Here is a 21,093-nt window from a genome sequence, read left to right on the forward strand (position 1 = left end):
GATTAATTTAAGCTTCTTTTATAGTCTCTTTTGCTACCTTTTCGTTACGGATGATGGCACGACGGTTGATCAACATCAATACGATAGCTACCAAAGCCAACAGAGCACCACCCACATACGAGAGTTTTATACCTCTATATATGGTCCAACCGAAGAAAGAAGACGCAAAATCAATTGCACCACCGGAGAAACCATCAGGAATGTGTGCCGTTGGGTCATGTGTCTCGGCGTATACATTGTTGGCAGCCAAAGTAAAATCTGGTGCCATGTCGGTTACGAAGTACAAACCGATAATCAGAGTGACGAGACCTACTATTAATGTTTTCAATACATTACCCTTAGTGAAAGGTAATACCATAGGAAACAAGTAGAACATACCAGCCAAAGAAGCTAATGGCAGGAATTGGTTACCCGGGAGAAATACTGCCAATGCCAGACTGACAGGAATTAAGATAACCGATACTACCAAGGTCGTAGGGTGTCCGATAACCAATGCAGGACTCATACCGATGTTTATCTTCTTGCCATTAAATTTGGCTTTTACCAATTCGGATGTCTTTTCAGATATAGGTTTCAATCCTTCAATGAACAAAGAAGTAATACGAGGAATAAGTTCCATTACAGCTCCCATTGTAATGCCTAAGAAAAGTATTTTCTTAATATCCAACTGTGCAGCCCATCCAATCAACATACCTACAATGACACCCAATACCAACGGTTCACCTATCACACCGAATTTCTTTTTCATTCCTTCGGCATCAATGTCTAATTTGGAGAAACCCGGTATTTTGTCCAGTGCTTTATTGATGACAATGGCAAAAGGCATAAAACTTTGGCAGAACGGTTGAGGAATAGATATTCCATCTAAATCATAGTATTTTTGGAACTTCTCAGCAGTAAGGTCTGCACAAACCAGCGTAATAACATAACAGATAATAGCGGCAAAATACCCCCATGCCAAATTTTCACCTGTAACAAAGTATGCCACAGCACCAATAAAAGCAAAATGCCAATAGTTCCATAAATCGATATTTATTGTTCGTGTAGTCTTGGTGATGAGCATTAAAAAATTAATACCTAAGCATATAGGTATTATTAGCGCACCTACAGCTGTATTATAAGCAACAGCGGCAGCGGCAGGCCATCCCATATCGAACACGTTTAGTTGCAGGTGATATAAATCGGATATGGTTTTTAAAGGATTGTCAAAATTAGTTGTCAACAGAGCTGTGACTACTCCTAAACCCACAAAACCGACTCCGACGAATAGGCCCGACTTCAGAGCCTTACTGAATTTCATCCTAATGCACATGCCAATGATTGTAAAGATTATTGGCATCATAACAGCTGCTCCTAAACCGAGGATGTACTTGAAAACTTGTTCCATTCTTTATGCGTGTTAAATTGGTAATTGATTATGTTTTACAATAGTATGTATTAAAAACTGGGGTCAAAAATAAGACCTTTTATTAATTAATCAAACTGGAAAAGCATAATATTTAGTAAAAAGGACGATTTTAGACAAATTTGCTCGTTATCGTGCACAAAATTACTCGTTTCCGTACACGAAAACCAAATAATCTACCTTCTGTACTGAAAAGTACACACTTGTTTAGTAAGAATACGCTATTTTTGTTTCGTAAATAAAGAATAGGTCTAATACCCAAAATGAACAATTTCATGAAAAAGATTTTTATTTGTAAATTATTTGTATCTGGCTTGTTACTGATATTATCCTTAGGAATTTCTTTAGGGGTATCTGCGCAACGTGTAAGTAAGGAACTACCTTGGTCAGTGCGTATGGTAGAGTCTGAAATGATTCGTTGGCCTGAATCCTGGCAGCTTGATTTTCAGCCAAAATTGAAATGGGACTATTGTCATGGACTGGAACTTCAATCCATGCTGGATGTGTACGACCGTTATGGTGATAAGAAAATTTATGATTATGTTTTGGCATACGCCGATACGATGGTCAATAACGATGGGACCATTAAGATGTACAAGTTGCAGGAATATAGTTTGGATCGTGTGAACTCCGGTAAATTTCTATTTCGTATTTATGAGCAAACCAAGGATGATAAGTATAAGAAAGCACTCGCCCTGCTACGCAGCCAGTTCGATGGGCAGCCTCGGAATGCCGATGGCGGCTTTTGGCATAAGAAAATTTATCCAAATCAGGTTTGGCTGGATGGTGTCTATATGGGAGCGCCTTTCTATGCGGAATATGCTTTCCGTAATAATGAAGTGAATGTTTATGCAGACGTTATCAACCAGTTTTTGATGGCGGCCCGCCATACCTATGATGCGAAAAATGATTTATATCGTCATGCTTGCGATGTAAGCCATAAAGAACGTTGGGCGGATCCTGTGACCGGACAGTCAAAACATAGCTGGGGACGTGCTATGGGATGGTATGCTATGGCATTTGTAGATGCACTGGATTTTATTCCGAAACATGAGGCGGGACGTGACTCCATGCTGATTATTTTCAATAAAATAGCTTCGCAAGTGAAACGTTTGCAAGATATGAAAACAGGTTTATGGTATCAAGTATTGGATAAGAGTGGTGCAGAAGGTAATTATTTGGAGTCATCTTGTTCTGCCATGTTTGTGTATGCTCTGTTTAAAGGTGTACGTAAAGGATATATTGATAAATCTTATCTGGATGTAGCAATTAAGGGATATAAAGGAATTCTTGATAATTTCATAGAAGTGGATAAAGATGGTATAGTGACCATAACCAAAGCCTGTGCTGTTGCCGGATTAGGTGGAAAGGTATATCGTTCAGGTGATTACAACTATTATATCAATGAAACTATCCGTAATAATGATCCCAAAGCCGTGGGGCCTTTTATTTTGGGAAGTTTGGAATGGGAGCGTCTTCAGGAGGTAAAAGAAGTGATAAATCAGAAATGAAGGATAGAATAAGGATCTTGGCTGTCTGTATAATGATTGTGTCATGTGGTGTTGTTTCCCTGTCCGCAGCCAATCAGTGGAAAGATACATTGGTAGTGTCGCGTGACGGTTCGGGCGATTATCGTTCATTGAATGAAGCCATGGAGGGAATTCGTGCTTTTATGGATTATAAAGTGACGGTATTTATCAAGAACGGACTTTATAAGGAGAAGGTGGTTATCCCCTCATGGTTGCAAAACATAGATTTCATCGGTGAAGATACGGAGAATACGATTATTACGTACGATGACCATGCCAATATCAATAAGATGGGTACGTTCCGTACTTATACGGTAAAGGTAGAAGGTAACGGTATTATCTTCAAGAATTTAACGATTGAGAATAATGCAGCGCAATTAGGACAGGCCGTGGCGCTTCATACAGAAGGTGATCGTCTGGTATTCATTAATTGCCGTCTTTTGGGAAATCAGGATACCATCTATACGGGGCTTGAGGGTACTCGTCTTTATTTTTTTAATTGTTATATAGAAGGTACTACCGATTTTATATTCGGTTCTTCTACCGCTTTATTCGATAATTGCACGCTCCATAGCAAGAAAAATTCATATATCACGGCAGCATCTACTCCTGCCAATGTGGAAGTGGGATATGTTTTCAAGAATTGTACTTTGACGGCAGCGCCAGGTGTAGATAAGGTTTATCTGGGACGTCCGTGGCGTCCGTATGCTGCAACTGTATTCATTGATTGTGAAATGGGGAAACACATCTGTCCGGCAGGCTGGGACAACTGGCGTAATGCAGAGAATGAGAAAACGGCACGTTATGCCGAATATGGTAATAAAGGTGAAGGTGCCGCAAATGTCGGTCGCGTACAATGGGCAAAGCAACTTTCAAAGAAAGAAGTGGCCAAATACAATGATTTGAAGTATATATTTAGGATTTGTAATGAATGGATACCGGAAGGAAGATAAATAGTCATTCAGGGGCATAACGCCCCTGAATGACTATTTATCTTTTCAAAAAATCCTCCCTCATCGGGCTGAAGCAGTCAATCAGTACCCCTGCTTCCAAACAGACACATCCGTGTACTGCATCCGGTTCCATATAAATGCCGTCTCCCGCTGAAACGATTTGTTTTTCGCCGTTGACGGTAAATTCAAACTTGCCGCTGGCAACATATGTTGTCTGCGTGTGATAATGTGTATGGGGTGTGCCGACTGCTCCCTGCTCGAACTTTACTTTTACGAGCATTACTTGGCCATCATAACCCATGATCTGACGAACGACGCCTTCACCGGCAGGTTCCCATACTTTCTCGTTTTCGAGAATGAATGTATTACTTCTTGTCTTTTGCATTTTGTGTAGAATCTATAAATAAGTGTGGCAAATATAGTAAAAAACATAAGTTTGAAAACCATGAAAAATAAATTGTTTCTGCTACTTGTAGCATTCTTTTTGTTTTCCGCGTTCAAAGCGGACAAACCGATTGTTACGATCTTTATGATTGGCGATTCGACAATGTCGAATAAATCGCTCACAGGAGGAAATCCCGAGAGAGGATGGGGCCATGTGTTGCCCGGTTTCTTTTCCGAAGACATCCGGATAGACAATCATGCCATGAATGGTCGTAGTTCCAAGAGTTTTATCGACGAAGGGCGATGGGATAAAGTACTTTCTCTGATAAGGAAAGGAGATTATGTATTCATCCAGTTCGGGCATAATGATGAAAAACCCGTTGCCGACCGCCATACAGATCCCGGAACTACCTTCGATGCCAATCTGCGTAAATTTGTGAATGAAACACGGGCCAAGGGTGGCATTCCTGTTTTGTTCAATTCCATTGTACGCCGTAATTTTGGAACGGCTGATGAAAAGGCTGTAGCACAGGCAATCATCCAAGATGATATCCGTAAAGGAATAAATCCCGATGCCAAACGTGAAGCATCGCAGACTCCATCTCCTGAGAAAGGTGATAAGTTGATAGATACACATGGAGCTTATCTGGACTCTCCGCGTAATGTGGCAAAAGAGTTGGACGTTCCTTTTATAGATATGAATAAGTTGACTCATGATTTGGTGGAAGGTATGGGACCGGAAGAATCGAAGAAACTTTTTATGTGGGTTCCCGCCGATGTAGTTCCTGCCATGCCTAAGGGACGTGAAGACAATACACACTTGAATGTACATGGTGCCCGTGTCGTTGCCGGGCTGGCTGTGGATGCCATTGCCAAAGTAGTACCGGAACTGGCTAAGTATGTATGTCATTATGATTTTGTAGTGGCACAGGATGGTAGCGGTGATTTCTTCACGGTACAGGAGGCGATTGATGCCGTTCCTGATTTTCGCAAGAACAAACGTACCACTATCTTGGTGCGCAAAGGGGTATATAAGGAAAAATTGATAATTCCTGAGAGTAAGATAAATATCTCGCTGATAGGTCAGGAAGGTGCTGTGGTTTCGTTTGATGATTATGCCCGTAAGCTCAATGTCTTTGGTGAAGAGAAAAGTACTTCCGGTTCTTCTTCCTGCTATATCTATGCCCCCGATTTCTATGCGGAGAACATAACTTTTGAAAATACGGCAGGACCTGTGGGACAGGCTGTAGCTTGCTTTGTCAGCGCTGACCGCGTATATTTCAAAAAATGCCGTTTTCTTGGTTTCCAGGATACGCTTTATACTTACGGAAAGGGATGTCGCCAATATTATGAAGATTGCTACATAGAAGGAACTGTCGATTTTATTTTCGGTTGGTCTGTGGCGGTATTCAACCGTTGCCGTATTCACAGTAAAGGAGATGGTTACGTCACTGCACCTTCTACCGATAAGGGTCAGAGATATGGTTATGTATTTCAAGATTGTAAGTTGACGGCTGATGACGATGTGCATAAAGTATATCTTTCCCGCCCGTGGCGACCTTATGCGCAGGCTGTATACGTTCATTGTGACATGGGCAAGCATATTCTTCCGGCAGGTTGGCATAATTGGGGGAAGAAAGAAGCGGAGAAAACAGTTTTCTATGCCGAATATGGTAGTTATGGCGCAGGTTCCAATTCTAAAACACGTGCGCCATTCTCACATCAGCTCAAAAGTGGAAAAGGCTATGAGATTGAAACCGTACTTGCGGGGGACGATGGTTGGAATCCGGTGAAGAATGGTAATGGGCTGATAGAGATAAAACGATAAAAACATTTGCCAAAGTATAAATCTGCGTCTTCTGTGGCGTATGTAAAATTTAGACATGCTATAATGAAACGAATCTTATTATCTGTTGTTTTCCTGATCTCTCTGACACTTTCAGTTTCAGCAGAGAATTATCCTTACCGTAGCGATGTGCTTTGGGTGGCCGTACCCGATCATGCCGATTGGTTGTATAAAACGGGAGAAGAAGCGACTGTAGAAATACAGTTCTATAAATATGGCATCCCTCAGAATGGAGTGACGGTAACTTATGAACTTGGTGGCGACATGATGCCCGCCGATACCAAAGGTTCTGTTGTCCTGAAAGCTGGTAAAGCCGTAATCGCTGTCGGTACCATGAAACAACCGGGATTTCGCGATTGCCGTTTGCAGGCAACTATCGGAGGTAAGACCTATAGACACCATGTGAAGGTCGGTTTCTCGCCCGAGAAATTACAGCCTTATACACAACTACCTGCCGATTTCAAAGAATTCTGGGAGAAAAACAAAACTGAAGCAACTAAATATCCCTTGAATTTTACAAAGAAATGGGTAGAAAAGTATTCTACTGACAAGATAGATTGCTATCTCGTGAAACTACAACTTAATAATCGTGGGCAAAGCATCTACGGATACCTCACTTGTCCCAAGAACATGACGAAAGCCGCTTGTCCCGTGGTTCTCTGTCCTCCGGGAGCAGGTATAAAGACTATAAAAGAACCATTGCGGCATAAATATTATGCCGAGCAGGGTTGTATTCGTTTTGAAATGGAGATTCATGGTTTGAATCCAGAAATGACGGAAACCGAATTTAAGGAAATCAGCAATGCTTTTAATGGCAGGGAGAACGGATATCTGTCCAATGGGTTGGATAACCGTGACAATTATTATATGAAACGTGTGTATCTGGCATGTGTTCGCAGTATCGATTTCCTTACGTCGTTACCGGAGTGGGATGGTAAGAACGTTATCGTTCAGGGTGGTAGCCAGGGTGGTGCATTAGCCTTGGTAACCACCGGACTGGATGAACGTGTCACTGCGTGTGTTGCCAACCATCCTGCTCTCTGTGATATGGCTGGATATAAGGTCGGACGTGCCGGAGGTTATCCCCATTTTTTCCGTGTAGGTGGTATGGATACTCCCGATAAACTCAAAACAATGGCATATTATGATGTCGTGAATTTTGCAAGGCAGATAAGAGTACCTACTTATCTTACCTGGGGATACAATGACGATACATGTCCGCCTACTACGAGCTATATTGTGTACAATCTGTTGAATTGTCCGAAAGAAGCCCTTGTCACTCCAATCAATGAACATTGGACGTCAGAAGATACGGAATATGGACATTTAGTCTGGATTAAAAAACATCTTAAATAAGAGGTTGACAGATATATAGATGCCTTGCGAGGGATATAAAGATCTGTCATGATAAGTCTATATATCTGTCGTGATAAATCTATATATTCCTCGCGACAGATTATTATATCCCTCAGAATTATTTTCTTTCTCCTTCAAGAGGACTGGTAAGAAACCATTTATTGAAGAATTCCAGCGTTTCTCTTTGCATATATTTGTTAAAGAAATGCTTCTCCTCCCATATCTTGGTCACAAGCCTGTCTTCTGCATCTTGACTCTTCCACACGGCACGCATGGTCTGATACGCATCCTTCACCCCATCCACCGGAAAGAGTTTGTCTTTACTTCCATTGAAGAACAGTGTAGGTTTCGGGCAGGCGATACTTGCCGTATGCGGATAATCGAGATAACGTCTCAGATTGGGAATGAGCATCGAATAGGCCGATCCGCCTTTGTTTTGATTATTGGTGAGAGACATCAGATATTCAGTGGTGTTCATCCAGCAAACAGATGCCGAAGCTTTGATACAATCGGTAAGGGCTGCAAGCATCCACGAACGATAAGCTCCCATAGAAAACCCCAGACACCCTACTCTTTCTTTGTCAACCATAGGCAACGAAGCCAGAAACTCAGCGCTGCGTACATCATCTATATTGATGAAAGCCCCCCAAGAAGCCCCCATCTGCAGGAAGTTGGAAGCTAACGCCTGCTGTACTTCATAATTTGTACCCTCTTTTCGCCCACGCTCTCCCCAAAATAAGGCATCTATGGCCAATACCACATATCCGTTCTGTGCAAAATAATCACCGATATATTCTCCGTCGTAACAACGTATTACCCAGTCTCCGGCATCCGTTAAGACCTCCGGCGACACTCCGAATGGACGAATCATCTTCTCTTTCCCAATTGAAAAATGGGCACCGTGGTCGTGAAGCATGACGATAGCGGGAAAAGGACCCTTACCTGCAGGAACCAGCAGATAGGCTGGTATGCTATACCAATCCGAGACATTAAACCGGATTTTACGGGCTTCGTAGCCATTTCGTTGTTCTGTTGCGACGAGTGTCATATTGTATTTTCCGGGAGCAGGCGGTAAATTCTGCATGCATTCCATTACAATGTTACGTGCATTCGTCTTCCACTGTTTGAAATCTTTTATAGAAGAGTTTCCCCATGCTTCGGGGTAGGTGAGTTGTTGCTTGAGTTGTTCGTAGAAAACCGGCATGTTTTTGAGAATTCCATAGGGGATTGTATCAGACTGGGCCGAAATGGGACTATTTACTGACAGAAATAAGATGAAAAAGAAGATAAACTGTTTCATATTTGGTACTTAAAATAAAAACAAAGATACTGGATTTTTCACTGAAATATGTATCTTTACCGCATAGAATAGATCCATTATGAAAAGAATCTTATATCTGATTGCCAGTTTAGTATGTGCGCTGTCGGCCAAATCGCAGCCCGACTGTTTTTTTACTCATTATTCATCAGAAGACGGACTTTCCCAAAATACCGTTATGAGTATTTTGCAGGACAGAAAAGGTAATATGTGGTTTTCTACCTGGGACGGAATTAATAAATTCGACGGGTATACTTTTAGAACCTATAAAGCAAAGTTGGATAACCAGATCGATTTGACGAACAACCGCATTGATCAGATGTTTGAAGATGAATACGGTTTTCTCTGGATGCAGACATACGATAACCACGTCTATCGTTTTGATCCTCGTTCGGAAGTATTCGAACGAGTACCTGCCACGGAGAAAGACGGTGCCGCAGCCACCGTTGCCACTATTAAAATATTGCCTTGTGGTTCCGTCTGGTTACTTACGGAGAAAGAGGGTGCTATCCGAATAAAGACAAACCCTGAGACATATCGCCTGACGACAGACTGGTATTCTGAAAAGAACGGTTCTTTGCAAGCTACGTTTATACATAATGTATTCGAAGATCTTTCAGGAAATGAATGGTTGTTGACTAATAACGGATTGACAATGTTTCCGGCGGGAAGCAAACAATCCGTATCTTATTTTGTAGAAGCGTCCAAACAGGAAACTTCTGCCGGGCAGCTCTTTTATGCTGCTCAGGAACACAATGACGAGATATTCTTTGGTTCGGGTAGTGGACGCGTATGGCGTTATCAGAAGAAAGACGGACAATTCCGGCTACTTCAGTTGCCCGTTTCTTCAAGGATTGTAGCTATCCGGAAATTGAATGAACAGGAAATGGTGATTGTAACCGCCACGGATGGTTTCTTTATTTACAAATTCCAATCCAAGACGACGGAACATTTTGAAGCGTCCCATCTACCTAAAGTGCCGATTCGTTCCGTTTATGTGGATAGAACTTCGGAAATATGGTTTGAACAAGAAATTTCCGGTACGGTGGTCCATTTCAATCCGAAAACAAAGGTACTGAAAACAGAAGTTATCAAGGTGGAACCTACCAGTACCGATCGTTCACGTCCGGCTTTTCATGTACATGAGGATATTTACGGTACGGTATGGGTACATCCATATGGCGGTGGCTTTTCGCGTTTTGATAAGGAAAGTAATCGTTTGTGTCCTTTCTATAATGGACTGACTGATGCAAATTGGCGTTTCTCCAACAAAATTCATTCCGCTTTCTCTGACAGACAAGGTAATCTGTGGATGTGTACACATTCCAAAGGATTGGAAAAGGTAACTTTCCGCCCTTCTCAGTTTAGGATGGTTACGCCCGAGCCCCATCGGTATGAGTCGCTGAGTAATGAAGTACGTGCTCTTTGTGAGGATAAAGAGCATAACCTATGGGTGGGGCTGAAGGATAGTAAACTGCGTGTCTACGATAGAAATCATAAAGAGCTCGGCTATCTCACTGAGGCAGGAACGGTATCCCGTACAGGTACTCCACTGATAGGAAATGTGTATTTTATCCGGCAAGACAGCAAGAACAATCTTTGGATTGCCACTAAGGGTGACGGACTGGTGAAAGCGGAGCCGCAAGGGGCAATGCGTTATAAGCTGACTCGTTATCAATATCGTAAGGATGACATCTACAGTCTGAGTGACGACAATGTGTATTGCGTTTACGAAGACATACGTGGCCGCATTTGGATAGCGACTTTTGCTGGTGGCGTGAATTACTTGACGCGTAATCAGGGAGGAAGGGAAATCTTTGTCAATCATCGTAATAACCTTAAGGGCTATCCCATTGATGACTGTTATAAAGCTCGTTTCATAACCGGCGATCATCAAGGGAATATCTGGATAGGTACTACCGTAGGTGCTTTGATGGTAAATGCGGACTTTAAATCTCCAGAGGATGCGGTGTTCCATCATTTTGTACGTGTTACAGATGATGTTAATAGCTTGAGTAATAATGATGTACATTGGATAATCTCTACTCGAAAAAAGGAACTCTATTTGGCTACTTTTGGTGGCGGACTGAATAAATTGATGTCTATTGACGAAAATGGGCACGCCATGTTCAAATCCTATTGTGTACAGAACGGTTTACCTTCAGATGTGTTACTCTCCATACGTGAGGACGCTAAGGGTAATCTTTGGATGAGTACCGAAAATGGTGTCAGCAAGTTTATTCCTGCGGAAGAAAAGTTTGAGAATTATGTGGACAAGCGTATATCCTTTCAGGTCAGGTTCAGTGAAGCGGCTTCAGCCTATACTTCGTGGGGGAATATCATGTTTGGGGCGAGTGATGGCATTTTTGTTTTCAATCCCGACTCCATCCGTAAAAGTAGTTATATCCCCCCGATTGTGTTCTCTAAGCTGCTGGTTGCCAATGAAAATGTACTGCCTGGAGAAGGCTCGGTATTGCAGAAGGCATTAGATGATACACGCGAGTTGAAACTTTCTCATAAGGAGAATATTTTTACGATACAGTTTGCCGCGCTTGACTATACGGCACCTTTCGAGATACAGTATGCTTATACTCTGGATGGATTTGAGAAGGCATGGAATTATGTGGGCAAACAGCGTATGGCTACCTATACTAACTTGCCGAAAGGGCACTATGTTTTTAAGGTACGTTCTACTAATGCTGATGGAGTATGGACGGAAAATACGCGTTTACTCGATATCGAAATTCTTCCCTCTTTCTGGGAAACTCCATTTGCTTACTTCCTATATGTATTGTTCATTGTGCTGATTATCGTAACTGCCGTTTATATCTTGTTTACTATCTATCGTTTGAAGCATCGGGTATTTATGGAGCAACAAATGACGGATATGAAGTTGCGCTTCTTTACGGATATTTCTCATGAACTGCGTACTCCATTAACGTTGATTTCCGGTCCGGTAGAATATGTGTTGGAGAATGCTTCGCTTCCGGCAGATGCCCGTGAGCAGTTGCAGGTGGTGGAGCGGAACACGAACCGTATGTTGCGTTTGATTAACCAGATACTCGATTTTCGTAAAATACAGAATAAGAAAATGAAAATGCTGGTACAACGCATTGAGGTGGTGGCGTATACCCGTAAGATTATGGAGAATTTCGATTCCGTAGCTGATGAACATCAGATTGATTTCTTGTTTGAGACGGAGAAAGAAGAACTCTATTTGTGGGTAGATGTCGATAAGTACGAGAAAATTGTCTTTAATCTATTGTCTAACGCCTTTAAATATACATCAAATGGAAAGATGATAAAAGTCTTTATCCATGAGGATGAAAATACTGTTTCAATTGGTGTACAAGACCAAGGTATCGGTATTGCGGATAGCAAGAAGAACTCTATTTTCATACGTTTTGAGAATTTGGTGGATCGTAATCTATTCAATCAGTCCAGTACAGGTATTGGTTTGTCACTGGTGAAGGAGTTGGTTGAAATGCATAAAGCTTTGATTTCAGTGGATAGCCAGTTGGGAGAGGGAAGTTGTTTTAAGGTTGATTTCCAGAAAGGTAAGGAACATTATGATGATTCTGTTGAGTTTATGCAGGATGATGCTACCGCCGGAATGGAGGTAGCCAAACCTGTTGGTAATCAGGATGAGATGGCTCATGACCATATGGAGGAAGAAAAAACGCCTGAAGGAGAAGAAATGGGAAACTCTAAAGGTGTCATGCTTTTGGTGGAAGATAATTCGGAATTAAGACTCTTCCTGCGTAGTATCTTTTCCTCAGAATATCGTGTCGTAGAGGCGGGGAATGGTATGGAGGGGTGGAGTAAGGCATTGAAGTTCCTGCCTGATATCATTATCAGTGACGTGATGATGCCGGAAAAGGATGGTATAGCTATGACCCGTGAGCTACGTGCTGACATGACTACCAGCCACATTCCTGTTGTCCTTTTGACTGCCAAAACCTCCATCGAAAGTAAATTGGAGGGATTGGAATATGGAGCGGACGATTATATAACCAAGCCTTTCAGTGCCACCTATCTGAAAGCACGTGTGAAAAATCTACTGACGCAACGGAAAAAGTTGCAAGCTCTGTATCGTGAAGATCTGATGTCTGCCGGTGTCGCTTCTTTGCCGGAGGAAGATACAGAGGACAAGAAAGCACCGATTATGTCCTCCAACGACCGTAAATTCATGGATAAACTTCTGGAGCTGATGGAGAAGAATATGGATAACGGAGATTTGGTAGTCGATGATTTAGTACAGGAATTAGCTGTCAGCCGTTCGGTTTTCTTTAAGAAATTGAAAACGCTGACTGGTTTGGCACCTATCGAATTTATCAAGGATATGCGTATAAACCGTGCCGTGCAGTTGATAGAAACCGGTGAGTATTCCATGACACAAATATCATATATGGTGGGTATCAATGATCCGCGTTACTTCAGCAAGTGTTTCAAGAACAAGATGGGAATGACACCGACGGAATATCGGGATAAGGTATTGAAACAGTAAGCGCTATTTGGATATATAGTTCTTGTTACTGTCTGTTACAACTAATACCCGGTCGGGATATCTGACCAAAGTCATATCCATAAGGATGTGAAGACTGTTCATAAATGTTCGTAGCAGGTTGGGTGGATGAATATAAGAAACATAACAACAAGGGAGGACACCGGTCAACGATGTCCTCCCTTCATTGTCTCAGAGACTTTTATGATTGGTTAGTACTATTTTATTTTAGCCATCTAGGATCGCCAACTTTATCAATGATAAGATCTTCATTGGTGATAGTGAAGTTTCCATTTGCTTCATCTTTGAATTTGGGATCAACGAACTTGGCTTCTACGCAGTTATCGTCTATAAATGCTTTAATTGTCTCATCACCACTTTTATATTGGATTATACCAGCATTTTTTGCATTATAGTAACGATTATTACTAGCTGTGATATTTTTAGCTTCAATATATTTCTGATCGTTCAGATAACCGGAGAAGTTTGTAATCAGATTACTCTTCATTGTAACTTTTGCACCTGGGTATCTAACGTACATCAAGCGTTTGAAGGTCTTACTAGCACCGACAATGGTATTGTTTTCCAGTTTAATGGTGTATTCGGTAATTTCAGGATTCCATGGCTTCTTATCTGCATCTCCGTCAATACGAATGAATTCACGCGCTTTTACTTGAGAGCAATTGTAGATAGTATTGTTAGTTATTGTTAAAGCTTTGATGGAACCTGATCTACTATCAAGAAAATCACCACCATCACAAGCTATGTCGTAGATTAGGTTATTGTTGATAGTGATGGCACTTACTGTTATAGGTTTAGCCGTATTATTAATTACGAATAAACCTTCTTTGTAACCTCTGATTTCACAAGCTTCAACCTTTACTTCTTTAGCCGTAGTTCCATCTTCATACGAGAACATTCTCTTCACCTTAGCATTGTTTCCGTCCATAATGATGTTACGCATTGTAATACCTGAACCTTCAACCATATTGAATTTACCTACCAAAATCGGTTTATCTTTAAAGCGTTCACCTATGATCTGTACTTCTTTATCAACAATAACTTCATCAATATTGTAAGTGCCAGCTTGAACCAAAATGAGATTCTTGTTTGCAGTTGCTTCTACGACTGCATCTTGCAAGGATTTTCCTTCTGGTGATACAACTATTGCGGTGGCTGGATCAATCAGCGTAGTAAATGTACGTATACCACAATTCTTTTCATTGTTGAGTAATTTAGCTGTATAACTGGTGTTACCTGCGAGTCCATTTACAGTGACATAACCGTTTTCAATATCTTGGCTTGAAATGGGTTGTTTTATGGTTTCACCCTTTTCTGGAGTTACTGTCACTTCGGTAAACGTTCTGTTTAATTCAAAGTATAGAGTAACTGATGAAGCTGTAAGATTATCTTCATCAACCTCTTTTAAAAGTTTTTCCGGATCTGTCTTGAAAAAAACACCATTCCATTTTGAGTTTTCAATCTTTTCACTTTTAGACATGATTCGGGCTGAATATTTGGTATCACCTTCTAGTCCTGTAACATCATAGGGTAATTGATCCGCTGTGATATCAGTATAGGTACGTACTGGGGTACCTTGAAATGTTAGGCTATCATTGGCATAGATTTCCAAGTCGTAGGACGATGCTTCGGAATTGACAGTCCAGTTTAAACGTACGTCAATGGTATTGTTAACCTTTGCTTCTAAACCGAATGGAGCGAATAAGTGATTATGTTCCAAATAGGTAATTTCCTCACTTTGGTCATCGCATGCTACTGTTAGGACTGTACATGCTAGTCCTAACAGGTATGTATATTTCTTGAATTTATTCATGATAATCTTTTAATGTGTATGTTCAACAATATATTAGTTGTTGGAAAGTGTACCGTTACTACTATCGACAAATGTCTGCCAGATAGGCCAGTATTGATTTTCATCAGGGTTCTTTTGATAAAGAGCATCAATTAAAGCATCAGGCAACTTCTCTGTGTTGATCCAAGTAACGTTTTCATAACCGGCAGGGGCAGTACCTGTTTCACCATGGTTTAATCCGTAGAAAAGTAAAGACTCTCCATCTGTATCAGTTTTATAGTAGAGTTTCTCAGGAAGATCATTATAAGGACTTTCACGTCTTGCCAATTTCTTCATTTTTTCTTTGGCTTCATCTAATTTTGTTTTCAACAAATTCCAGCGAATAAGATCCGCCTTTCTTAATGATTCTCCCGCAAATTCTAGTGCTCGCTGTTCAACGATTGCATTGAAGAAATCATTATGACTGGCTGTTGCTTGGTTCATGTATGCTGTTACTTTACTTGCAGGTAGAGCACGATCCAAAATGGGCTTTAAGTATTTTGCGGCATTTGCTGGATTACCATCTAATTCATTAATTGCTTCTGCCGCCATCAAGTAAACGTCTGCTAAACGCATATATTGCCAATTTACACCATCATCATTGGTGGAAGTTACGATACGGTTCATCCATTCGTATCGTAATTTTCCAAAACACCAACTTTTTAAACTACGTAGTTCTTGTTTGGCTTTTCCATCAACTAAATCTTTACCCCATTCGTAAGGTACACAAGTTATGTCACGGCGTATGTCTTGGATATCATAATCATAAAACAGATAAGGTAACGGACCATTGACACCCCCCTGAGCCTGTGACGTATATTGGTCAGCAACATTATGCTTTACACCAAATGTGTATAATACGCGACCACGTCCACTTGCAAATGGTATTTCCCAAATAGATTCTCCACCAGCTGTAGTATTGTCCTGACACAGTTTCTTGAAATTTTCTTCAAATGTTCCTAACTGACAACCACTGTTTTTGATGATATCCTCACATTCATTTTTTACGATAGTGTACATTTTATCAACACTCAATTCTGGATTAGTACTTCTACGTACACCATCTGCGCGCTGACTATATCCGGCTGCATAGAGTGCGATCCGGGCACGGAGTCCTTTTACGAAAGCTTTGTTGACACGCTCAGTACTTTTAGTAACATCTGAACCGTTTGGCCAAGGTACCATCTCAGCTGCATTGTCCAAATCGCTTAAAAGACGAAGATAGATCTCGTCTCTATCGGTTCTAGGAAGGTACACAGTTTCAGAACTATTGGGTTCAAAACGTGCGGGAACATCTCCCCAACCTTTAATCAAGTCAAGATAGAGTACAGCTCTTAAAGTAATGGCTTCACCTAAGAGTTGAGCAAAATCAGGATCTTCAAGATTTGAATGGTTTTTTAAGCCGCGTATGCATAAATTGGCACGTTCTATACCTTCATAAAATTTGGCCCAAGCATTATTGGCAGTATTCATTTGAGTATTGGATGGACGGGCTGCATATGTACATAATTCGTATTTACCATCATCTGCGATTTTTGATGCGTCCATATTATTAATCCATTCGATATCGGAATTTATTCCATAATAAGGAAGGAAACGACCACGATATGAGTTTGTCTCGCCAAAAGATTGATGAATACCCATTACGGCAGCTTCTGCCAATTCTTTTACATTGAACAAATTAGGCTCTTCCATTGCAGATTGTGCTGGAGCATCCAAATCACAGGAGGTCATTATACCTGTCAATGAAAGGGATAACAGTGATATGTATATAAATCTTTTCATATTTGTCTTTCTTTTTATTAGTTTAGAAGTTTAAGTTAACACCTATAACAAATTGGCGGCTCTTGGGATATGCAGAGTAGTCAACCCCCGGAGTCAGATTTGTTTTGCGGACAGTTGAAACTTCTGGGTCATATCCTGAGTAATCTGTAATACAGAATAAGTTGTAACCTGTTACATAGAAACGCAGATTCTGAATCTTTATTTTGTTCAACAGAGCTTTAGGTAAGGTATATCCTAATGTCAAAGTATTCAAGCGTAAGAATGATGCATCTTCAACAGCCCAATCGCTGAACACCATACGTGCGGTATAGGGTGACCACATGGTGGTGTTGGCATTCATTGCAGCTAGTTGGGCGGGATCATTACAAATTGTACCGTCAGCATTTAAATTAGTCCAACGTTTTCCATCAGCCATATCTGAAATCAAATTACGATACTGGTATTTACCGGTTTGGGTAAATTCAATTTTGTTGGCATTATATACATCGTTGCCATAACTCCAGTTGAAATTTGCACTCAAATCAAAGCCATATGCACGAGCATTGATAGTAAAACCGCCTGTATGCAGAGGATTTGCGTCCCCAATGATTTCACGGTCATCGGAAGTTACTTTGTTATCTTCACTACCGTCAAGATTTTGTAATTTCATCATACCGGGGCGTAAAGTTCCTACTACGGCAGATGCATCCACTACTCCATCTTTTAATATCCATTTTTTACTTGATGCATCGTAACCTTCAAAATCGCTTACCTCATAACGTCCAGCAGAACGGTAACCATACATTTTACCTACAGAACCTCCTTTCGCAATCCAAAAATCGTAACCAATTTCAGAAGAAGCCCAATATGTTTCTGCTCCGAAGTCGTTCATGATGCCAAGATCTTTGATTTCATTCTTGTTAAAACCAATGTTAGCGCTGAAGCTCAAACCGAAGTTTTTCTTTTCAATAGCTGTCCAGTTTAGAGTTGCTTCAATACCTTTGTTTTGAGTTTTGCCCATATTACGGTATTGGTAATCGTATCCTGTACCGGAAACTGGAAATTGGATTAACAAATCTTTAGTTGTATTTAAATAAGCTTCCACACTACCATTAAGTTTACCACCCAGGACAGTGAAATCCATGCCAATATTACGGGTAATAGTAGTTTCCCATTTCAAATCAGGATTTGGCATTGTTTTAGAAGCTGCCCAGTAGTTACTGAAACCATTAATCCATGATGTGGCTGAAGATACATAATTTAAATTCATCTGCCCCGAAGGAATATTATTGTTTCCGGCAGTACCATAGCTGAAACGGAGTTTTAAATCATCTAACCAAGATTTGGTACCTTCCATAAATCTTTCGGAAGAAATACGCCATGCAACAGCAGCAGAGGGAAAATAACCCCACTGATTACCTGAAGCAAATTTGGAAGAACCATCGGCACGGAATGTTGCGCTAACCAGATACTTGCTTTCGAAGTCATAATTTACACGACCGAAATAAGACAATAATTTATCATCTGGATTAATATAATTATCTATGGAGAAGGGTACTCCTTGTGAGGAGTATTTCCATGCATCTTGTGCTGTGAATGATTCAGGAAAACCATGTATAATATCAGTTAATACTTTAGATTTAGTTATAATCCATTCGTGACCTACCATTGCATTCAAGTGATGACTATCTCCTTTAAATAATTTGGAGAAATCGTAACTGATAGTATTGGTATTACGGAACTTATGACGGTTCGTGTTCGCAAATTGCGCAGCGGGTTTTCCTTGATTAATGTCAGATGGTACGTTTTTGATATAATAGGTAGTCAGCCCCCAATAGCGTTGGTCACTGTTGCGATAATCGTCATAACCGACTTCTGTTTTGATTTTGAAATTCTTAAAGATCTCCCAACCGAAGCTGGCTGCTACATTCAAGGTTTTACGTTCCTGTTCGCGATCATTGTCAGAGATAGCAGTTAATGGGTGATACAAGTTTCCTAAGTCATCATCAGAACTACCTGCAGAAGAATCCAGATTTGAAAGTGGAATTGGGGTATAAATTACAGAGTACTTCAAACGCTTGTCTGAGTCGTAAGTACTACTAACATCATTTGCACCACCTCCTTTGATATCAGTATCAGAGTAACGCGCGGAGAAGTCCAGTGTTACATTCTTCACAGGTTTAGTATTTAATTTCAAACTAAAGTTGTCACGTTTGTAATTTGAGCCTTCCATGATAGCTTTATCATTCATATGGCTATAACTGAATGCATATTTGATTTTATCGCTACCACCATTGATATTTAAGTTATGATTGAATGTATGACCTGTGCGGCCAAATGTTAAATCTTGCCAGTCATTATATGGAATATTGTCATACATATCCATATCGGTATAAGCTCCAAAATATTTCTCATATGAACTCAAGTCATCTGATTTAATAAGAGCTGCCAATTCATATTGCCATTTAGCATAATCTTTTGGAGAAAGTACATCCAGAGTCTTGGCAATTTTTTTCCAGCTATAGTAAGCGTTATAACTAACGTTGACTTTTCCTTCTTTACCAGACTTCGTTGTTACCAAAATTACACCATTTGCACCACGTGAACCGTAGATAGCTGTAGAAGAGGCATCTTTCAGAACTGTGATATCTTCAATATCCGAAGCAGGAATATCGCTGATGGATTCCACAGGAAAACCGTCTACAATGAACAATGGAGTGTTATCACCTGTGATTGAACCACCACCACGTACGCGAATTTTCATTTCAGCATCTGGTGAACCTTCTGTTGTGGTAATCTGTACACCTGCCATTTTGCCGGTCAAAGCTTCTGTGGCAGAAGCCACTGGAACAGCAGCCAGTACATCGGAACTGACCGTTGCTACAGAACCTGTCAAGTCTTTACGCTTCACAGTACCATATCCGATAACCACAACTTCTTCCAAAGCCTGTGCATCATCAGCTAAAACTACATTAATTGTTTTTTGTCCTTTTACTGCAATTTCTTGTGTGGTCATTCCCACATAAGAAATAACTAAGGTAGCATTAGAGGGAACACTGAGAGAGAAATTACCGTCGATATCGGTAATTGTACCGTTACTGGTATTACCTTTTTGTACTACGGAAGCACCAATAACGGTTTCTCCTGTTTTGTCTGTAACCGTACCCTTCACGGTTACATTCTGCGCTGATACGCTAAGCGATATCACTGCCAGTAATGATAGCAGAAATGCGCGCATGTTTTTCATTTTGTTAGACATCCTTTGCATGTTTATAAATTAAATAAGTGATTTTTTTCTTTAGTGTGTTCGTACACACTGTTAATTGTTTGATGCAAATGTATCGGAATGTAAAATATCAGTTGTGGAATATTTGTTCTTAGGCGTGTATTTTTTGTTTTCTATATGGTATTATAATGTTAAAGCCCGGTCTAATGATGTTATAAAGCAGAATATCCGGAGAAATGTATATTTTTCCCCGGATATTCCACATTAAAAAATAGTGATTATTGATTAATGAGAGACAGAATATCCCCTGCTTTGTCTACGATGTAATTCGGATGAAAGCTTTCCAGTTCAGTACGTGGACGGAAGCCCCATGTAACCCCGCAGGAGGTGACACCGGCATTGAGTGCCGTTTGCATATCTACTCCGGAATCTCCTACGTAGAGTACACTCTCTTTTTCTACTTTAGTTATAGCAAGAATATCTTCCACGATGGTCGGATCCGGTTTCACGTTCACGCCCTCCCGCTGTCCAAATACAGCGATGAAACGAATGCCGGGGAAATAGTGGGCTATCAGCTTTTCGGTGGCCGCCTGGTACTTATTGGAAGCGACGGCTATATGCAATCCTTTTGCCTGCAATTGTTCCAGCAGCCCGGAAATGCCGGGGTAGGGACGGCTCTTGTCTGCATTGTGCACATCATAATAAGGAATAAATTCTGTACGTACACGCAACACATTTTCTTCACTTTTCTCTCCTTCGGGCAGGGCACGTTCAAACAGTTTATTGATTCCGTTACCTACCATAAAATTATAGGCGGATTCTTCGTGTGTGGGATATCCCAATACATGCAGAGCATGGTTTGTACTTTGTGCCAAATCGGCAATGGTATTCAGTAATGTACCATCTAAATCAAATATTATCAGTCTTTTCATACGTTGTTCCTATTAATTCAATGC

12 protein-coding genes are annotated in these 21,093 nt (G+C 40.8%); 5 read left to right on the top strand and 7 right to left on the bottom strand.

Going from position 1 to position 21,093, the window contains the following annotated elements; all coding sequences use genetic code 11:
- Nucleotides 1-7: 7 nt before the first annotated feature.
- A complete protein-coding gene (locus tag DXC10_RS04740; RefSeq protein WP_117737417.1) occupies nucleotides 8-1,387 on the bottom strand; it encodes a PTS galactitol transporter subunit IIC in 1,380 nt (459 codons plus the stop codon).
- 293 nt (nucleotides 1,388-1,680) lie between these two features.
- On the opposite strand from DXC10_RS04740, the gene DXC10_RS04745 reads away from it, so the two are divergent.
- Entirely contained in the window at nucleotides 1,681-2,916 is a 1,236-nt protein-coding gene (locus DXC10_RS04745; protein ID WP_117737537.1) for a glycoside hydrolase family 105 protein, read from the top strand.
- Nucleotides 2,917-2,948: 32 nt separating this feature from the next.
- Complete coding sequence (locus tag DXC10_RS04750) at nucleotides 2,949-3,887, top strand: pectinesterase family protein (RefSeq protein WP_370448203.1); 939 nt, start codon at nucleotides 2,949-2,951, stop codon at nucleotides 3,885-3,887.
- Between the two features lie 37 nt (nucleotides 3,888-3,924).
- Here the strand turns inward: DXC10_RS04750 and DXC10_RS04755 are convergent, their stop codons facing one another.
- Nucleotides 3,925-4,272, bottom strand: a complete 348-nt coding sequence (locus DXC10_RS04755; protein WP_101544510.1) for a cupin domain-containing protein — start codon at nucleotides 4,270-4,272, stop codon at nucleotides 3,925-3,927.
- A 60-nt stretch (nucleotides 4,273-4,332) separates the two neighbouring features.
- Between DXC10_RS04755 and DXC10_RS04760 the strand changes: the two genes are divergently transcribed.
- Both DXC10_RS04760 and DXC10_RS04765 read left to right on the top strand, forming a co-directional pair.
- Nucleotides 4,333-6,099 carry a pectinesterase family protein gene (locus DXC10_RS04760; protein WP_101544805.1) on the top strand — a complete coding sequence of 589 codons (1,767 nt, stop codon included), beginning with the start codon at nucleotides 4,333-4,335 and terminating at the stop codon, nucleotides 6,097-6,099.
- 63 nt (nucleotides 6,100-6,162) lie between these two features.
- Nucleotides 6,163-7,473 carry an acetylxylan esterase gene (locus DXC10_RS04765; RefSeq protein ID WP_101544512.1) on the top strand — a complete coding sequence of 437 codons (1,311 nt, stop codon included), beginning with the start codon at nucleotides 6,163-6,165 and terminating at the stop codon, nucleotides 7,471-7,473.
- Between the two features lie 118 nt (nucleotides 7,474-7,591).
- Here DXC10_RS04765 and DXC10_RS04770 read toward each other — a convergent pair whose 3' ends face one another.
- Nucleotides 7,592-8,773 carry a dienelactone hydrolase family protein gene (locus DXC10_RS04770; protein ID WP_117737418.1) on the bottom strand — a complete coding sequence of 394 codons (1,182 nt, stop codon included), beginning with the start codon at nucleotides 8,771-8,773 and terminating at the stop codon, nucleotides 7,592-7,594.
- A 79-nt stretch (nucleotides 8,774-8,852) separates the two neighbouring features.
- Here DXC10_RS04770 and DXC10_RS04775 point away from each other — a divergent pair, with 79 nt between their 5' ends.
- Complete coding sequence (locus DXC10_RS04775) at nucleotides 8,853-13,298, top strand: hybrid sensor histidine kinase/response regulator transcription factor (protein WP_101544516.1); 4,446 nt, start codon at nucleotides 8,853-8,855, stop codon at nucleotides 13,296-13,298.
- 220 nt (nucleotides 13,299-13,518) lie between these two features.
- On the opposite strand, the gene DXC10_RS04780 is transcribed toward DXC10_RS04775, so the two are convergent.
- The 4 genes from DXC10_RS04780 to DXC10_RS04795 form a co-directional block, all read right to left on the bottom strand.
- Nucleotides 13,519-15,129 carry a DUF4957 domain-containing protein gene (locus DXC10_RS04780; protein WP_101544518.1) on the bottom strand — a complete coding sequence of 537 codons (1,611 nt, stop codon included), beginning with the start codon at nucleotides 15,127-15,129 and terminating at the stop codon, nucleotides 13,519-13,521.
- Between the two features lie 33 nt (nucleotides 15,130-15,162).
- Nucleotides 15,163-16,932: a RagB/SusD family nutrient uptake outer membrane protein gene (locus DXC10_RS04785; RefSeq protein WP_101544520.1), complete on the bottom strand. Its 1,770-nt coding sequence runs from the start codon at nucleotides 16,930-16,932 to the stop codon at nucleotides 15,163-15,165.
- Nucleotides 16,933-16,954: 22 nt separating this feature from the next.
- Complete coding sequence (locus DXC10_RS04790) at nucleotides 16,955-20,170, bottom strand: TonB-dependent receptor (protein ID WP_180949220.1); 3,216 nt, start codon at nucleotides 20,168-20,170, stop codon at nucleotides 16,955-16,957.
- A 245-nt stretch (nucleotides 20,171-20,415) separates the two neighbouring features.
- Nucleotides 20,416-21,069, bottom strand: a complete 654-nt coding sequence (locus DXC10_RS04795) for an HAD family hydrolase (protein ID WP_101544524.1) — start codon at nucleotides 21,067-21,069, stop codon at nucleotides 20,416-20,418.
- Nucleotides 21,070-21,093 lie beyond the last annotated feature (24 nt).

Origin of the sequence: Bacteroides sp. OM08-11 (genome assembly GCF_003438665.1) — a bacterium.
In the GTDB taxonomy this organism is placed as follows: domain Bacteria; phylum Bacteroidota; class Bacteroidia; order Bacteroidales; family Bacteroidaceae; genus Bacteroides; species Bacteroides cutis.

Coding starts and splice junctions, on each gene's coding strand:
- DXC10_RS04740 (WP_117737417.1), bottom strand. CDS start 1,387: ATGGAACAAGTTTTCAAGTACATCCTCGGTTTAGGAGCAGCTGTTATG.
- DXC10_RS04745 (WP_117737537.1), top strand. CDS start 1,681: ATGAAAAAGATTTTTATTTGTAAATTATTTGTATCTGGCTTGTTACTG.
- DXC10_RS04750 (WP_370448203.1), top strand. CDS start 2,949: ATGATTGTGTCATGTGGTGTTGTTTCCCTGTCCGCAGCCAATCAGTGG.
- DXC10_RS04755 (WP_101544510.1), bottom strand. CDS start 4,272: ATGCAAAAGACAAGAAGTAATACATTCATTCTCGAAAACGAGAAAGTA.
- DXC10_RS04760 (WP_101544805.1), top strand. CDS start 4,333: ATGAAAAATAAATTGTTTCTGCTACTTGTAGCATTCTTTTTGTTTTCC.
- DXC10_RS04765 (WP_101544512.1), top strand. CDS start 6,163: ATGAAACGAATCTTATTATCTGTTGTTTTCCTGATCTCTCTGACACTT.
- DXC10_RS04770 (WP_117737418.1), bottom strand. CDS start 8,773: ATGAAACAGTTTATCTTCTTTTTCATCTTATTTCTGTCAGTAAATAGT.
- DXC10_RS04775 (WP_101544516.1), top strand. CDS start 8,853: ATGAAAAGAATCTTATATCTGATTGCCAGTTTAGTATGTGCGCTGTCG.
- DXC10_RS04780 (WP_101544518.1), bottom strand. CDS start 15,129: ATGAATAAATTCAAGAAATATACATACCTGTTAGGACTAGCATGTACA.
- DXC10_RS04785 (WP_101544520.1), bottom strand. CDS start 16,932: ATGAAAAGATTTATATACATATCACTGTTATCCCTTTCATTGACAGGT.
- DXC10_RS04790 (WP_180949220.1), bottom strand. CDS start 20,170: ATGTCTAACAAAATGAAAAACATGCGCGCATTTCTGCTATCATTACTG.
- DXC10_RS04795 (WP_101544524.1), bottom strand. CDS start 21,069: ATGAAAAGACTGATAATATTTGATTTAGATGGTACATTACTGAATACC.